The organism is Ensifer sp. ENS09, from assembly GCF_014852425.1.
In the GTDB taxonomy this organism is placed as follows: domain Bacteria; phylum Pseudomonadota; class Alphaproteobacteria; order Rhizobiales; family Rhizobiaceae; genus Ensifer.
Map to the genome: position 1 here is coordinate 362788 of NZ_JACVBP010000002.1, position 14206 is coordinate 376993.

At 64.1% G+C, this 14206-nt stretch carries 11 protein-coding genes; all 11 read right to left on the reverse strand.

Annotation, left to right across the window (positions count from 1 at the left end; all coding sequences use genetic code 11):
- Positions 1-38: 38 nt before the first annotated feature.
- Entirely contained in the window at positions 39-2993 is a 2955-nt protein-coding gene (locus tag IB267_RS09895; RefSeq protein WP_192447447.1) for a bifunctional [glutamine synthetase] adenylyltransferase/[glutamine synthetase]-adenylyl-L-tyrosine phosphorylase, read from the reverse strand.
- Between the two features lie 81 nt (positions 2994-3074).
- Positions 3075-4478, reverse strand: a complete 1404-nt coding sequence (locus IB267_RS09900; protein WP_192447448.1) for a HAMP domain-containing sensor histidine kinase — start codon at positions 4476-4478, stop codon at positions 3075-3077.
- Positions 4475-5173 carry a response regulator transcription factor gene (locus IB267_RS09905; RefSeq protein ID WP_043625726.1) on the reverse strand — a complete coding sequence of 233 codons (699 nt, stop codon included), beginning with the start codon at positions 5171-5173 and terminating at the stop codon, positions 4475-4477. The genes IB267_RS09900 and IB267_RS09905 overlap by 4 nt, the downstream gene beginning before the upstream one ends.
- A 188-nt stretch (positions 5174-5361) precedes the next feature.
- Positions 5362-6921: a Do family serine endopeptidase gene (locus tag IB267_RS09910; RefSeq protein WP_192447450.1), complete on the reverse strand. Its 1560-nt coding sequence runs from the start codon at positions 6919-6921 to the stop codon at positions 5362-5364.
- A gap of 326 nt (positions 6922-7247) precedes the next feature.
- Complete coding sequence (locus tag IB267_RS09915) at positions 7248-7703, reverse strand: cytochrome c-type biogenesis protein (RefSeq protein ID WP_192447451.1); 456 nt, start codon at positions 7701-7703, stop codon at positions 7248-7250.
- The gene (locus IB267_RS09920; RefSeq protein ID WP_192447452.1) at positions 7700-9688 is read right to left on the reverse strand and encodes a heme lyase CcmF/NrfE family subunit; all 1989 of its coding nucleotides are present in this window, start codon (positions 9686-9688) and stop codon (positions 7700-7702) included. The genes IB267_RS09915 and IB267_RS09920 overlap by 4 nt, the downstream gene beginning before the upstream one ends.
- On the reverse strand, positions 9685-10137 hold the full coding sequence (ccmE, locus tag IB267_RS09925; RefSeq protein ID WP_192447453.1) for a cytochrome c maturation protein CcmE: 453 nt from the start codon (positions 10135-10137) through the stop codon (positions 9685-9687). Before ccmE ends, IB267_RS09920 begins: the two co-directional genes overlap by 4 nt.
- Positions 10134-11270 (reverse strand): c-type cytochrome biogenesis protein CcmI, encoded by a 1137-nt coding sequence (gene ccmI / locus IB267_RS09930; RefSeq protein WP_192447454.1) that lies wholly within the window; start codon positions 11268-11270, stop codon positions 10134-10136. Before ccmI ends, ccmE begins: the two co-directional genes overlap by 4 nt.
- A gap of 129 nt (positions 11271-11399) precedes the next feature.
- Positions 11400-11840 (reverse strand): hypothetical protein, encoded by a 441-nt coding sequence (locus IB267_RS09935; protein WP_192447455.1) that lies wholly within the window; start codon positions 11838-11840, stop codon positions 11400-11402.
- Between the two features lie 237 nt (positions 11841-12077).
- Positions 12078-13463 carry a HAMP domain-containing sensor histidine kinase gene (locus IB267_RS09940; RefSeq protein ID WP_192447456.1) on the reverse strand — a complete coding sequence of 462 codons (1386 nt, stop codon included), beginning with the start codon at positions 13461-13463 and terminating at the stop codon, positions 12078-12080.
- On the reverse strand, positions 13453-14124 hold the full coding sequence (feuP, locus tag IB267_RS09945) for a two-component system response regulator FeuP (RefSeq protein WP_034789361.1): 672 nt from the start codon (positions 14122-14124) through the stop codon (positions 13453-13455). The genes IB267_RS09940 and feuP overlap by 11 nt, the downstream gene beginning before the upstream one ends.
- Positions 14125-14206 lie beyond the last annotated feature (82 nt).

Sequence of the window (14206 nt, forward strand, 5' to 3'; positions counted from 1 at the left end):
GGACGTCCGCGCGCCTTCCGCATTCCGCGCGGCCCCATTCACCCCGAAACGACGGATTGGAAGACGCGCCGCACGGACTTGGAAAGCCTGCGGACGTCTCCCTCCAAGGTTTTAAGGTCCGGATAGTCCCCTGCCCGGCAGACGAGATCGATCAGGCCCGCCGGCGCTTCCTTCGGCTCGAACTCGCCCTCGATGCAAAGCCGCACAATCTGGGACAGTTCGGTGAAAAGATGCAGCGCCTCCAGCGCCACATCGAGATCGTTCGGGTTCATCAACGCGTCACCAAGCAGCTTCAGCGCGTCGGCGGTATTGGTGCCCGATGTCAGCGGCTGAACGCCCTTGGCCGGGGCCACGAGCGCCAGATACTGGGTAATGAACTCGATATCGACGAGACCGCCCGGGATCAGCTTGAAGTCCCAGATATCGCTCGGCGGTTTCTCGCTATCGATCATCTCGCGCATGGAGATCACGTCGGCGCTAACCTTGGTAACATCGCGCTTGCGCCCGAGGATCTCGGCGAAGATCCCGTTGGCCTCGGCCATCAGCCGGTCGTCGCCGCAGATGCAGCGCGCCCGGGTCAAAGCCAGATGCTCCCAGGTCCAGGCTTCTTCGCGCTGGTACTTGGCAAAGGCGTTGATCCGGGTTGCGACCGGGCCCTTGTTGCCCGAGGGACGAAGCCGCATGTCGACCTCGTAGAGAATGCCTTCCGCCGTCGGCGCGGAAAGTGCGGCGATCAGGCGCTGCGTCACCCGCGTGAAATAACGCGTCGGATCAAGCGGCTTGGCGCCGTCGGACTCGGTTGCCGTCTCGTCGTAGTCGTAAAGCAGGATCAGGTCGACGTCCGAGCCCGCGGTCAGCTCGTGGCTGCCGAGCTTGCCCATGCCGACGACGGCGATACGGCCACCGGGGAAATCGCCATGAACGGAGCGGACTTCATCCTCGACCGCCTTCACCGCCGCAGCGATGATGAGGTCGGCAAGATCGGTAAAGGCACGGCCGGCTTGCGCGCCGGAGATTGCGCCGGTCAAAAGCCGGATGCCGATCAGGAAGCGCTGCTCGGCGGCGATGATCCTGAGGCGATCGAGCACCTCCTCATAGTGCCTTGCGCCGCCGACGAAATTGGCGATGCGTGGCGCCAGATACTCCCGCGTCGGCAGTTCGGCGAGCAGGCCGGGATCGAGCATGCCATCGAAGACATGGGGGCGCGCGGCGATGATTTCCGCAAGCCTTGGCGCCGACGACATGACATTGACGATCAGCGACAGGAGGCCGGGATTGTTGCCGAGCAGCGAGAAGAGCTGAATACCCGCCGGCAGGCCGGAGATGAAGTTGTCGAACCGCAGCAGCGCGTCGTCGGCGCGGCGGCTTTCGCCGAAGACCCGCAGCAGCTCCGGCGTCAACTCGGTCAGCCGCTCGCGCGCCTCCACCGACTGCGTCGCGCGGTAGCGGCCATAGTGCCAGGTGCGGATCGTGTGGGAGATATCCGACGGCCGCTGGAAGCCGAGCTTCTTCAGCGTCTCCAGCGTGTCCGGGTCGTCGCGCTGGCCGGTGAATACGAGGTTTCCGGTCTCGGTCGAGAGCTTGGCTTCCTGTTCGAAGAGCTGGGCATAGCGGCGCTCGACGGTCTTGAGCACGCGCGACAGGGCCTTGGAAAAGGCGGCCGTATCCTCGAAGCCGAGCATATAGGCGATGCGCTTCAGCTCCGCTTCGGTCTCGGGCAGGACATGGGTCTGCTCGTCGCGCACCATCTGGATCCGGTGCTCGACATCGCGCAGGAACCAATAGGCCTCGACGAGTTCGTCGGCCGTCTCCTCGTCGATCCAGCCGGCCTTGACGAGCGCCCGCAGCATCGGCTCGGTTGCGCGCTGGCGCAGGTCCGGCATGCGGCCACCGGCAATCAGTTGCTGGGTCTGGACGAAAAACTCGATCTCGCGGATACCGCCGCGGCCGAGCTTGATGTTGTGGCCTTTGACCGCGATCTCGCCGTGTCCCTTGTGGGCATGGATCTGCCGCTTGATCGAATGAATGTCGGCGATCGCCGCATAGTCGAGATATTTGCGGAAGACGAAGGGAACCAGGTCCTTGAGGAAGTGCTCGCCGGCCTCGATGTCGCCGGCGACCGGCCGCGCCTTGATGAAGGCGGCGCGCTCCCAGTTCTGCCCCCTGCTTTCGTAATAGAGCATCGCCGCTTCGACCGGGATTGCCAGCGGCGTCGAACCTGGGTCCGGGCGCAGGCGCAGGTCGGTGCGGAAGACGTACCCGTCGCCGCTACGCTCCTGCAGGATGCGGATCAAGCGGCGCAGCAACCGACCGAAAGTTTCCGAGGCATCGTCGCGGTCGACGATGATGCCGGACTGCGGATCGTAGAAGACGACGAGGTCGATATCGGAGGAATAGTTGAGCTCGAAGGCGCCGAGCTTGCCCATGCCGAGCACGACGACACCGGAACCGGCGCTCGGCTTTGCGACATCCTTGACCTTCAGCTTGCCGCTCTCGTGCGCGCTCGAGAGCAGGTGGTCGATCGTCGCGGAGACGGCCGCACCGGCGAATTCGCTGAGCCAGCGGGTGGTTTCGCGCCCGTCGAAATGGCGGGAGAGATCGGCGAGAGCAACCGCGAAGGCGAGCTCACGCTTGGCGCGCCTCAGCCGCGCCATGATCTCGGTATCCGGCAATGCCGCGCCACCCTCGTTCGGCTTCCAGGCATCGCGGGCGCGGCGTACGCGCTCGCTCAGGAAAGCCGTGAGTTCGGTCGACAGAAGTTCTTCGAGAATAGCCGGTCGGCTGTCGCCGGCATCGCGCAGGAATGGGGAAAGGGCAAAGGCCGAGACGATGAAAGTCTTGAACGGCGTGTCGGACGCAAGCAGGCTTGCGACCTTTTCGTGGCCCTTGGCCATATCCTTCAAGACCGAAAGCGCTGTTTTGGCATCGGCTTGTGTCGCCGCACGGATCGGTGTCGTCTCGACCGCCCAGCACTTCTGCACCTGTTCCTGCATGCCGTCTCCCTCTCGCCGGAGCCGACGCGCGCAACGACCGCGCGCTGCCTCACTCCGCCTCGTTCTCCCAGAACCGGTCTATCAGGTTGCCGCCACCGGGAAAACCATCTGAACCGTCAGACCCTTGCCGCCTTCGGCGGACGGAACCGTGTCGGCGAGATGCAACGCGCCATGGTGCATTTCCATGACTGCCTCGACCAGCGACAGGCCAAGGCCGGTGCCTGGCTTGGACCGGCTCTCGTCCAGGCGTACGAAGCGCTTGATCACCTCGTCGCGCATCGCCGCAGGTATGCCCGAACCGTGATCGGCAACCGACAGCAACACACTCCCCTCGCGCTTTTCCAGCGAGACCTTGATCAGGGGGTTCTCGGCGCCATCGGCATACTTGATGGCGTTGTCGATGAGGTTCCCGAGGGCCTGGCCGATCAGTTCGCGGTTGCCAGAAATAACCAGTTCCGGGGCGACGTCGGCTTCGAGTTTCAGGCCGCCATCTTCGGCCACCGGTTCGTAGAGCTCGACGCAATCGGCGACGATCTGCGAAAGGTCGATGTCGCTCATCTCGGCGGCAGACGAGCCGGCCTCGACGCGCGAGATCATCAGAAGGGCGTTGAAGGTGCGGATCAGTTGATCGGATTCGCCGATGATCTCCTCCAGCGCGCCGCGCTGGCTCGTGCCCTTGCGGGCAAGAGCTGCTTCCGCCTTGTTGCGCAGCCGCGTCAGCGGCGTCTTCAGATCGTGGGCAATGTTGTCGGAGACCTGTCGCAGCCCTTCGTTCAGTTTCTCGATGCGGCTGAGCATGGCGTTCAGCGATTCCGACAGCCGGTCGAACTCGTCGCCCGAACCGCTCATCGGCAGACGCTGCGACAGATCGCCGGCCATGATCTTGGTGCTCGCCTCCGACATGCGGTCGATGCGCTTCAGGGCGTTGCGACCAATGCCGAACCAGATAACGAGCGCGCCGAGCCCCATGACGCCGAGCGCCACCATCAGCGCCTGGCGCACGAGCGCGCGAAACTTCTGTGGCTCCTGCAGGTCGCGGCCGACGAGAATGCGCAGGCCATTGTCGAGCACCAGCACATGGGCAAGCGCCACATGGGTGTCCTTCTTGCTCTCGTCCGTATAGCGCTGATAGGCGAAAGGACGCTCGGTCCAGCCTTCGCTGTCGAGCAGGCCCGGCTCCAGGCTCGCGACGTTGCCGGCGAGGATTTCGCCGCTCGGTCCCGCGATCACGTAGAGATTGGCGCCCGGCTGACGTGCCCGCCGCTCAAGCGAGCGCAACAGGCCGTTCATGCCTGCGCGGCTATAGACCTGCTCGATCTGCGCCACCTCGGCGGTGACCGCATCACGGGTCTGCTGCTGCAGCAGCCGCTCAGACATGCCGGTGACGTAGATGACGAGAAAGGCAGCACAGAGCGAAAAGAGGATGAGGTAGAGGGCGGAAAGCCGGACCGCGGTCGTTCTGAAGAGAACGCGAAGCTTGCTCATGCGGGCGCCCGGTCATCCTTGATCATGTAGCCGGCGCCGCGCACCGTGCGCAGCAGCGGCACATCGAAGTCCTTCTCGATCTTCGAGCGCAGCCGCGAGACATGCACGTCGATGACATTGGTCTGCGGGTCGAAGTGGTAGTCCCAGACGTTTTCCAGCAGCATCGTGCGGGTGACGACCTGGCCGGCGTTCTTCATGAGATATTCGAGCAGACGAAATTCGCGCGGCTGCAGAGGAATTTCCTTTCCCTGCCGGCGCACGGAATGCGACAGGCGGTCGAGTTCCAGATCGCCGACGCGGTAAACCATGTCCTGATCGGGCGTGCCCTTGCGGCGACCGAGCACCTCGACGCGGGCGAGCAGTTCATTGAAGGCGTAGGGCTTCGGCAGATAATCGTCGCCACCTGCGCGCAGACCCGTTACCCGGTCGTCCACCTGGCCGAGTGCCGACAGGATCAGCACCGGCGTGTGGATGTCCTTGCGGCGAAGCTCGGTGATGACAGAGAGACCGTCTCGACGCGGCAGCATGCGGTCCACCACGAGAACGTCGTAATTGTTCTCGCTGGCCATGAACAGGCCGCTCTCGCCATCGCTGGCGTGATCGGACACGATGCCCGCCTCGCGGAAGGCTTTCGCCAGGTAGGCTGCCGCCTCGAGATCGTCTTCAATGATGAGAATCTTCATACGCGCGACCATAGTCCCGGACCCCTGTCTGTCTCAACCGGTTTCGACTTTCGACAACCGGGTTGGCGAGTGCTCTCGTGAGCGAGAGCGGGACGCGGGCGGAAAACCGCACACACCTTTTCACATCCCGCTCCAAACGGCGAGCGCCGCGACATCACTTGGAAATCGCGGCGCTCCGGTCAATCATCTGACTGCCGCGATCAGCCCTTGTCGATCGGAAGGGCCACGAAGCGGCTGCCGTTTTGGGCCTCAATCTGGAAGAGCGCCTTGCTACGACCGTCCTTCTTGGCAGTGTTGATGACCTTCAGGATGTCGTCGGCGGACTTCACTTCCTGATTGTTCACCGAGACGATCTTTTCGCCCTGCTTCAGTCCGCGATCGCTGGCATCGGAGTCTTCGTCGACCGAAGCGATGGTGACGCCCTTGCCATCATCGGACGGCACGACCGAGACGCCAAGGTCGGCCAGTGCCTGCTCGCTCGACGGCTGGGCTTCATCGGACTGGTCGTCCTGGCTCTTGGCAGCTTCCTTGTCGTCCTTCGGCAGCGTGCCGATTTCGAGCTTGACGGTTTCCGCCTTGCCGTCGCGCCACAGGGCCAGGTCGACCGTGGTGCCCGGGCGGATCGCCGCAACCTTGCGGGCAAGGTCACGCGGATCCTTGACCGTGTCGCCGTTCAGCGCGGTTACGACATCGCCCTTCTTGATGCCGGCTTTTTCGCCCGGCGAACCGGCCTGTGGCTCGACGACGAGCGCGCCGCTTGCTTCCGAAAGGCCGAGGGATTCGGCGATATCCTTGGTGACGGGCTGGATCTGCACGCCGAGCCAGCCGCGGGAAACCGAACCGTCCTTGATCAGGTCGGCAACCACATCCTTGGCAACGGTCGACGGGATGGCAAAGGCGATACCGACGTTTCCACCGCCCGACGGCGAGAAGATCGCAGTGTTGATGCCGACGACTTCGCCGGAGAGGTTGAAGGTTGGGCCACCCGAGTTGCCGCGGTTCACTGCCGCGTCGACCTGCAGGTAATCGTCATAGGGGCCGGAGCCGATGTCGCGGCCACGCGCCGAGACGATGCCCGAGGTTACCGTACCGCCGAGACCGAAGGGATTGCCGACGGCAACCACCCAGTCGCCGACACGGACCTTGCTGTCGTCGGCCCAGCTGACATAGGTGAACTTGCGCTTGTCGTCGACCTTGAGCACGGCGAGATCCGTGCGGCTGTCCTTGCCGACCAGCTTGGCGTCGAGTTCGGTGCCGTCGTTGAGGATGACGGTGAAGGCCGAGCCGTCGGAAACGACGTGGTTGTTGGTGACGAGGTAACCGTCATCGGAGATGAAGAAGCCGGAGCCCTGAGCGGTCGGACGCAGGCGGCCTTCGCCATTCGGGCCACGACGGCCGGGGCCGCGGTCGGCACGGTCGTCGCCGCGCGGGCCGAATTCCTTGAAGAAACGCTTCAGCGGATGGTCTTCCGGCAGATCATCGAAACCGCGACCGTTGAAATTGAAGTCGAAACCGCTTCCGTCTTCCGACACCGGATTGGCGCGCGACTGGACGCGGACCGAAACGACCGCCGGCGAAACGGCCTCGACGACGTTGGCGAAGCTCGGCACCGACGGCGCTTCTACCTTCACCGGATCGGCAAAGGATTGCGAGATGCTGGCCGGCAGACCCGAGGTCAGCATGACGGCGGCAAGGCCGGCGACGGTCGAGGTCTTCAGAACGGTCTTGAGGGAGGGACGCAGGGATTTGGTCGTAAACATCCGTTTTGCCTTTTCTCTTCCTTGATGCCGTCGAAGACGGCACCGAAACCTGGTTGCGAAACCGCCTCAGGGAAGGCGGAATTCGTTTTGGCTGACTGGAGGAACAGCCGATGACCAAAGATGTAACGGATGGGACCTTACTGAGTTCTGTCCGGAAAATGAATTTTTGGTAATGTTGTGAAGAGCTGGCTCGGGCTTGGCCAAGTGCCTACCGGGAATTGCGCGTTGGCGCGAACGGCATTGCCCGCCACTGGAGGGGATCTCCAGCGATATCAAAAGATTAGTGCGGGGCCGGTGCAACGGATGCGCGTTTGGCGAGCGCCGCTTTAAGGCTGAAGCAGCTTCTTCAGCTTTTCCTTCTCGTCCTCGGAAAGCGGCGTCCCTTTTACCTGGGCGCCGCGACGGCGAGAGGCGATAACAAGCGTAATCGCCCCGACGAGGAGCAGGGTCGCCGGCATGCCCCAAAGGATCAGCGTCTTCGTCTCGAAGCGCGGCTTCAGCAATACGAATTCGCCATAGCGGGACACGACGTAATCGATGACGGCCGTGTCGCTGTCGCCGTTGGCCAGCCGCTCACGCACGAGCACCCGCAGGTCCTTGGCAAGCTCGGCGTTGGAATCGTCGATCGACTGGTTCTGGCAGACCATGCAGCGCAGTTCCGCCGAGATCGCCCGCGCCCGCGCTTCGAGCGCGGGATCGGCAAGCACCTCATCCGGGTTGACGGCAAAGGCCGAGCCGACAGGCGCGAGCAGAAGCAGGAGTGCCAGGAGCAGGCGGTTCATTCCGCAGCCCCCACCGGCACCGTCTTCGGTCGCTTGGCCTTGGTAGGTGCGCCGACGCGCAGGCGGCGATCACTCAGGGAGACGAAGCCGCCCGCCATCATGAACAGGGTGCCACCCCAGATGCACAGGATCATCGGCTTCCACCAGATGCGCACGACGATACCGCCTTCGCTGATCTGGTCGCCGAGCGAGACATAGAGCTGGCTCAAGCCGAAGGTGCGGATGCCGGCTTCCGTCGTCGGCATGCGGCGCGCCTGGTAGAGGCGCTTCGATGACCAGACCTCGTCAATAGCAACACCGCCGCGCCTGATGGTGAAGTGGCCGGACTCCTCGGAATAGTTCGGGCCGCTGCCATTGCGCATACCATCGAAGCGCAGGGTGTAGCCGCCGGCATCGACCGTCATGCCCGGCTTCATCTCCACGACGGTTTCGGTCTCGAAGGCCGTGACGGCGACGATGCCGATCAGGGTGACGCCAAGGCCGATATGCGCAAGCGCCGTGCCGAAAGCCGAACGCGGCAGGCCAGAGAAGCGCCGCCAGGCGACGTTGCCTGCGACCTTGCCGAGGCCGGAGCGCAGCGCCAGGTCCGTCAACGACCCGACGATCACGTAGACGCCAAGGGCAATGCCGAAGAGTGCAAGAACCGGCCCGCCGTTCATGAAGTAATAATAGGCGACACCGAAGAGCAGGCCGATGGCGACCGCTGCGAAGAGCCTCTGCGAAACGCCGGCAAAGTCGCCGCGCTTCCAGGCAAGCAGCGGGCCGAAGGGCACGGCAAAGAGCAGCGGCAGCATTAAGAGGCCGAAGGTCATGTTGAAGAAGGGCGGGCCGACCGAGATCTTGTCTCCGGTCAGTGCTTCGAGCACCAACGGATAGAGCGTGCCGGTCAGGACCGTCGCCGTCGCCGTCGTCAGGATGAGGTTGTTGAAGACCAGCGCGCCCTCGCGCGAGATCGGCGCGAAGATACCCCCGGCCTTCAAGTGCGAAGCGCGCAAGGCGAAGAGCGTGAACGCGCCGCCGATGAAGAAGACGAGAATGGCGAGGATGAAGATGCCGCGGGTCGGGTCGGTCGCAAAGGCGTGAACCGAGGTCAGGACACCCGAACGCACGAGGAAGGTGCCGAGCAGCGACAGCGAGAAGGTCATGATCGCAAGCAGCACGGTCCAGATCTTCAGCGCCTCGCGCTTTTCCATGACCAGCGCGGAGTGCAAAAGCGCGGTTCCCGCAAGCCAGGGCATGAAGGAGGCGTTTTCGACCGGATCCCAGAACCACCAGCCGCCCCATCCGAGCTCGTAATAGGCCCAGTAGGAGCCCATCGAAATGCCGGCGGTGAGGAAGGTCCAGGCGGCAAGCGTCCAGGGCCGGACCCAACGCGCCCAGGCCGCGTCGATCCGGCCCTCAATCAAGGCCGCGATGGCAAAGGAGAAGCAGACGGAGAAACCGACGTAACCGAGATAGAGCAGCGGCGGATGGATGGCGAGACCGACATCCTGCAGGATCGGGTTCAGGTCCTTGCCCTCGCCCGGCGCCGGCATCAACCGCGCGAACGGATTGGACGTCAGCAAGATGAAGAGCGCGAAGGCCATCGCGATCCAGGCCTGGACGGCAAGCACGTTTGCCTTCAGCGTCTCAGGCAGGTTGCGCCCGAAGGCGGCAACCAGCGCCGAGAAGAACGTCAGGATCAACAGCCAAAGCAGCATCGAGCCTTCATGGTTCCCCCAGACGCCCGAGATCTTGTAGATCAGCGGCTTCAGCGAATGGGAGTTTTCCCAGACGTTGCGGACCGAGAAGTCCGAGGTCACGTAGGCGAAAGTGAGGACGGCAAAGGCGAAAGCGACGAGCAGAAAGCAGGCGACGGCGGCACTGGAGGCCAGCTCCATCAGGCCGCGATCGTTCAGCCGTGCGCCGAGGATCGGTAGGGCCGCCTGAATGACCGCAGTCGCCAGCGCCAGAACCAGAGCGTAGTGTCCGAGCTCGATGATCACTTGATGGTTTCCTTCCCGCTGAGCTCGACACCCTGGGCCTTCAAACGGTCGGCGACATCCTTGGGCATATAGGTCTCGTCATGCTTGGCGAGAACCGAGTCGGCCACGAAGACCGAGCTTCCCGCGACGAAGGTTCCCTCCGTCACCACGCCCTGCCCCTCGCGGAACAGGTCGGGCAGGATACCGGTATAGGTGACCGGCACGCCACTCAGCGTATCGGTGACGGTGAAGGTCACCGTCTTGCCGTCGCCGCGCTTGACGGAGCCGGCTTCGACGACGCCGCCGAGGCGGATGCGGGTTCCCGGCGGTACGTTGGCCTTTTCGAGGTCGCTCGGCACATAGAAATAGGCGATCGCCTGGCTGAAGGCGAACATCACGAGGAAGGCTGCAAACACCAGGAAGCCGACACCGCCGCCGATGATCGCCAGTCTTTTTTGTTTGCGCGTCATTGCGTTACTCCGTCGGTGGCAATCCCGAGCTCGCGCGCCAGCGCCAGCAGCTGCTTGCCGCCGTCGCCATCGGCCGGGAAGGTTTTCAGGCCCTCCCTTAGCGCGGCAAGCGCCTTGTCTCGTTGATCAAGGACAACATGGGAGCGGATCAGCCGCGCCCAGCCTTCGAGATTATCCGGATTTTCCTTCAGCCGGCTTTCGAGGCTGCCGACCATACCCCGGATCATTTCCTGGCGATCGCCGGCGCTCATGCTCTGGGCCGCAGCCACATCATCGGCACTCGGATTGCCCGGCGCTGCAGCGCTGGTGGCGCCCCCCAATTCAGCCACGTGCTGTTTGACGAGCGGCAGCCAGGGTGCGTCGGCCGGCGACGTCGCGACCAGCCGGTTGAAGGCGGTCAGTGCTTCCGCGTTCTTGCCTTCCTGCTTGAGGCCGAGGGCAAGATAGAATTCCGAGCGCGGGTCATTGGGGTCGAGCGCGAGCGCCTGCTTCAGCGCGTCCTGCGCCTTGCTCGTCACGACGCCGTCGGACTGCACGACCATTGCCTCGGCGTAGCCGCCAAGACGTGCCGGCGTCGGGCCAAGCAGGCGGATTGCCCGGTCATAGGCATCGACCGCATCTTCGACACGGCCGTTGCGCATGTAGATCGGCGCAAGCAGGTCCCAGCCGGCGCCGTCGTTCGGCTTTATCGCCAGGTGGTTCTCGGCCTTGGCAATCAGGATGTTGATGTCGCCATTGGGATCGGCCAGGCGTGCGGCGAGCGGCTGCGCCGGAAGGCCCGGGCTGCCGGTCAGCAAGTAAAGACAGAGGCCGACGGCCGGAAGACAGAGCAGCACGAAGGCCTGGGCCAGACGGCTGACACTGCGACGCGGCGCAGCGGCCGGCGCCACTTCGCTGTCGCTCTCGCCAGCGGCCAGCAGCCGGCGCGCCACTTCGGCGCGCGCAAGCTCGGCGTCATCACCGCCGATCAGACCGCTGTCCTGGTCGCGCTTCAACTCCTCGAGCTGGTCGCGATAGACCTCGATGTCATGGCTGTGGGGAGACGACGGGGCTTCCCCTGCCCGCAGCAGCGGCAGGATGAGCACGGCAGCGACAGCCGCCGTCAGGGTGGCGACGAGGATCCAGAACAACATGGAAGCTCAATACTATGGCCCCCATGCCATTCCAACACGAAAACCCCTTATGACGGAGATTTGAGGCGTTTCGCCGCAACGGCGGATCGAGCCGCCCGGGCGCATCCGGAAGACCCGGCCCGCCAGGCCTCAGGTCAGCGGCGTCCAGCTGCCGTCCGGGTTGCGGCAGGCAGCGCCCCGCGCCGTCTTCGGCTGACCCTTGACGGTAACCGTGTGGCTATACTGGCGGCAGTTCTGCGACCCGACCTGATAGGGAGCGGCTGCAACGACCGAACCGTTGACGCCGCGCCCGTCCCAGGTCACCGGCTGGCCACCGGGGGCCGCTTCAAGTGCGCGGTACTCCGCCTCCAGGGCCCGCTGGCGGTCCGATGCTCCGATGTCGAGATCGGTAAGACGCGCGATCACCCCGCCCTGGAGTGCCGCGATGTAATTGGTCGAGGTGGCACCGCGCGTCGCCGTCGAGCCGAGGCTGGCGGCCGCACCCTTGCTGCCCGTCGTGCCGCATCCGGCCAGTGCGACGGCCGAAGCGACCACAACGATCCTGCCGCCGACGACAATAGCCCGTGTCATTTCTGCCTGGTTCCTCATGATCCGCGACACTCAATCATCCTATCCGAAGTCGCATCCTTAAGCTCGTTCCATTCGAGCACGGTGACGACTAGTCCTTGATTTTCTTTTGGCATTCCCCGCGTGCCGAGGCAACGGCGGGCCCTGCGGGTGTGACATTTTCAAGCACGGGTGTGACCCCTAAATCACGATGGATTCGCAAGCGAGCGACGCCAGACCCACGTATTTCTCCCGCACCCTCTAAACGGCCGCCGGCAAAACCAGTTCCGCCCGCAAGCCTCCCTCGTCCCGCCGCGACAGGGTGATGGTGCCCTGGTACTCCCGAACGATCTCGCTGACGATCGAAAGACCGAGCCCGGTTCCCGGCTTGCTTTCGTCGAGCCGCTTGCCGCGCTTCATCGCCACGGCGATCTGGTCGGGGTTGAGCCCCGGCCCATCGTCGTCGACATCGAGAACGATCCACTGCCGTCCTGGTTCCTTGGCATGAACCTCGCTCGGCGCCGGCCTGACGTTCAGCCACACCTCGGCTCGGGCGTGGCGGGCGGCATTTTCGAGCAGGTTGCCGACGGTCTCCTCAACGTCCTGCAGCTCCATGGCAAGAACCAGTCCCGGCGGGTTGATAGACAGATGAACCTGCTTTTCCGGATTGAGCTTGCGCATGACGCGCACGAGGCGTTCGAGCGCCGGCTGCGCTTCGGTCCGCGCCAGCACGGACTCACGCTGCGCCGCGATCCGGGCGCGGCTCAGATAGGACTGAACCTGGGTCTGCATCGCATCGACCTGGGTGCGCACCAGCTCGCCGTGCGATGCCTCGAGCACTCGCGCCTCGTTCAGCAGCACCGCGATCGGCGTCTTCAGCGAATGGGCGAGATTGCCGACCTGCATGCGGGCGCGCTCGACGATGCGGCGGTTGCTGTCGATCAGGGCGTTGACCTCGTTGGCGAGCGGCTGGATCTCGCGCGGGAATGCGCCATCCAAGCGTTCGCTTTCGCCGGCGCGGATCTTCTCCATCGAGCGCCGGACCTCATCGAGAGGCCTAAGACCGAAGAGGATGGTGAGCGCGTTCACGCCAAGCCCACCAAGACCGAAGATGGAGAGCGCGATCGTCAGGTTGCGGGTGAAGCGGTTGATGTCGGCCTCGAGCACATCGCGGTTGCCCGCCACGCGAAAGCGCGCCGTGTGGCCCTGGATGTCGAGAACGACCTCGGTCTCGGAGACCTCGACCTCGTTCCCGAAGGGATCCTTGGTGGTGTAGAAGCGGACATAGCCGGTATCGAAGGGCACCTCGTCGACGCTGGCGATCGGCAGCTTGCCGTTGCCGAGCGAGGTCGAGATCAAAGGCGGCGTGTCGAACTCGCCGATCGGATCGACGATCCAGTACCAGCCGGTCTGCGGCTGCGAGAACCGGAGGTCGCCAAGCTGCGGGCTCCCCGACAGCACCGTCCTCTCGTTGACGGAAATCGAGTTGACGACGTTGAAGAGCTGGGCGCGCAGCAGGTCCTTGAAGCCGCGCTCGGAGCCCTGGCGATAGAGCTCGGAGATCACCACGCCGATCACGACGAGCGCCACCACCGCCCAGACGGTGGAGACCACCAGAACGCGTGCGGTGAGCGATCTAATTGCCATTGCCCGGCGCTTGCATACGGTATCCGAGACCGCGCACCGTTTCGATCAGATCGTTGCCGATCTTCTTGCGCAGCCGGCCGATGAACACTTCGATCGTATTGGAATCGCGATCGAAATCCTGATCGTACATGTGCTCGACCAGTTCCGTGCGCGAAACCACCTGCCCCATGTGGTGCATGAGATAGGAGAGCAGCCGGAACTCGTGCGACGTCAGCTTCAATGCCACGCCATCGACCGTTGCCTTGGAGCCCTTGGTATCGAGGCGGACCGGGCCGCAGACGATCTCCGAGCTCGCATGGCCGGCAGCGCGCCGGATCAGCGCGCGGATGCGGGCGAGAACTTCTTCGACGTGGAACGGCTTGGCGACATAGTCGTCGGCGCCGGCATCGATGCCAGCCACCTTGTCGCTCCAGCGGTCACGCGCCGTCAGGATCAGAACCGGCATGGTCTTGCCGTCGCCGCGCCATTTTTCAAGGACGGTGATGCCGTCCATTTCCGGCAGGCCGATGTCGAGGATCACGGCATCATAGGGCTCGGCGTCGCCGAGATAGTGCCCCTCCTCGCCATCGTAGGCCTGGTCAACGACGTAGCCGGCCTCCTTCAGCACCTCGGCGAGCTGCCGGTTCAGGTTGGCGTCGTCCTCGACAATCAGAATGCGCATCCGTCTTTACTTCCTCTCGCGGCCATCCTGCTGCATGTGTCGCCAAATCTGGCCAATTCAAGGATAAGAACACGCAGCCATT

Bases quoted from the DNA above. Each gene is read 5' to 3' on its own strand.
- IB267_RS09915 (WP_192447451.1), bottom strand. From the start codon at position 7,703: ATGAACCGCCTGCTCCTGGCACTCCTGCTTCTGCTCGCGCCTGTCGGC.
- ccmE (WP_192447453.1), bottom strand. From the start codon at position 10,137: ATGACGCGCAAACAAAAAAGACTGGCGATCATCGGCGGCGGTGTCGGC.
- IB267_RS09940 (WP_192447456.1), bottom strand. From the start codon at position 13,463: ATGGCAATTAGATCGCTCACCGCACGCGTTCTGGTGGTCTCCACCGTC.
- feuP (WP_034789361.1), bottom strand. From the start codon at position 14,124: ATGCGCATTCTGATTGTCGAGGACGACGCCAACCTGAACCGGCAGCTC.
- IB267_RS09895 (WP_192447447.1), bottom strand. From the start codon at position 2,993: ATGCAGGAACAGGTGCAGAAGTGCTGGGCGGTCGAGACGACACCGATC.
- IB267_RS09910 (WP_192447450.1), bottom strand. From the start codon at position 6,921: ATGTTTACGACCAAATCCCTGCGTCCCTCCCTCAAGACCGTTCTGAAG.
- IB267_RS09905 (WP_043625726.1), bottom strand. From the start codon at position 5,173: ATGGTCGCGCGTATGAAGATTCTCATCATTGAAGACGATCTCGAGGCG.
- IB267_RS09935 (WP_192447455.1), bottom strand. From the start codon at position 11,840: ATGACACGGGCTATTGTCGTCGGCGGCAGGATCGTTGTGGTCGCTTCG.
- IB267_RS09900 (WP_192447448.1), bottom strand. From the start codon at position 4,478: ATGAGCAAGCTTCGCGTTCTCTTCAGAACGACCGCGGTCCGGCTTTCC.
- ccmI (WP_192447454.1), bottom strand. From the start codon at position 11,270: ATGTTGTTCTGGATCCTCGTCGCCACCCTGACGGCGGCTGTCGCTGCC.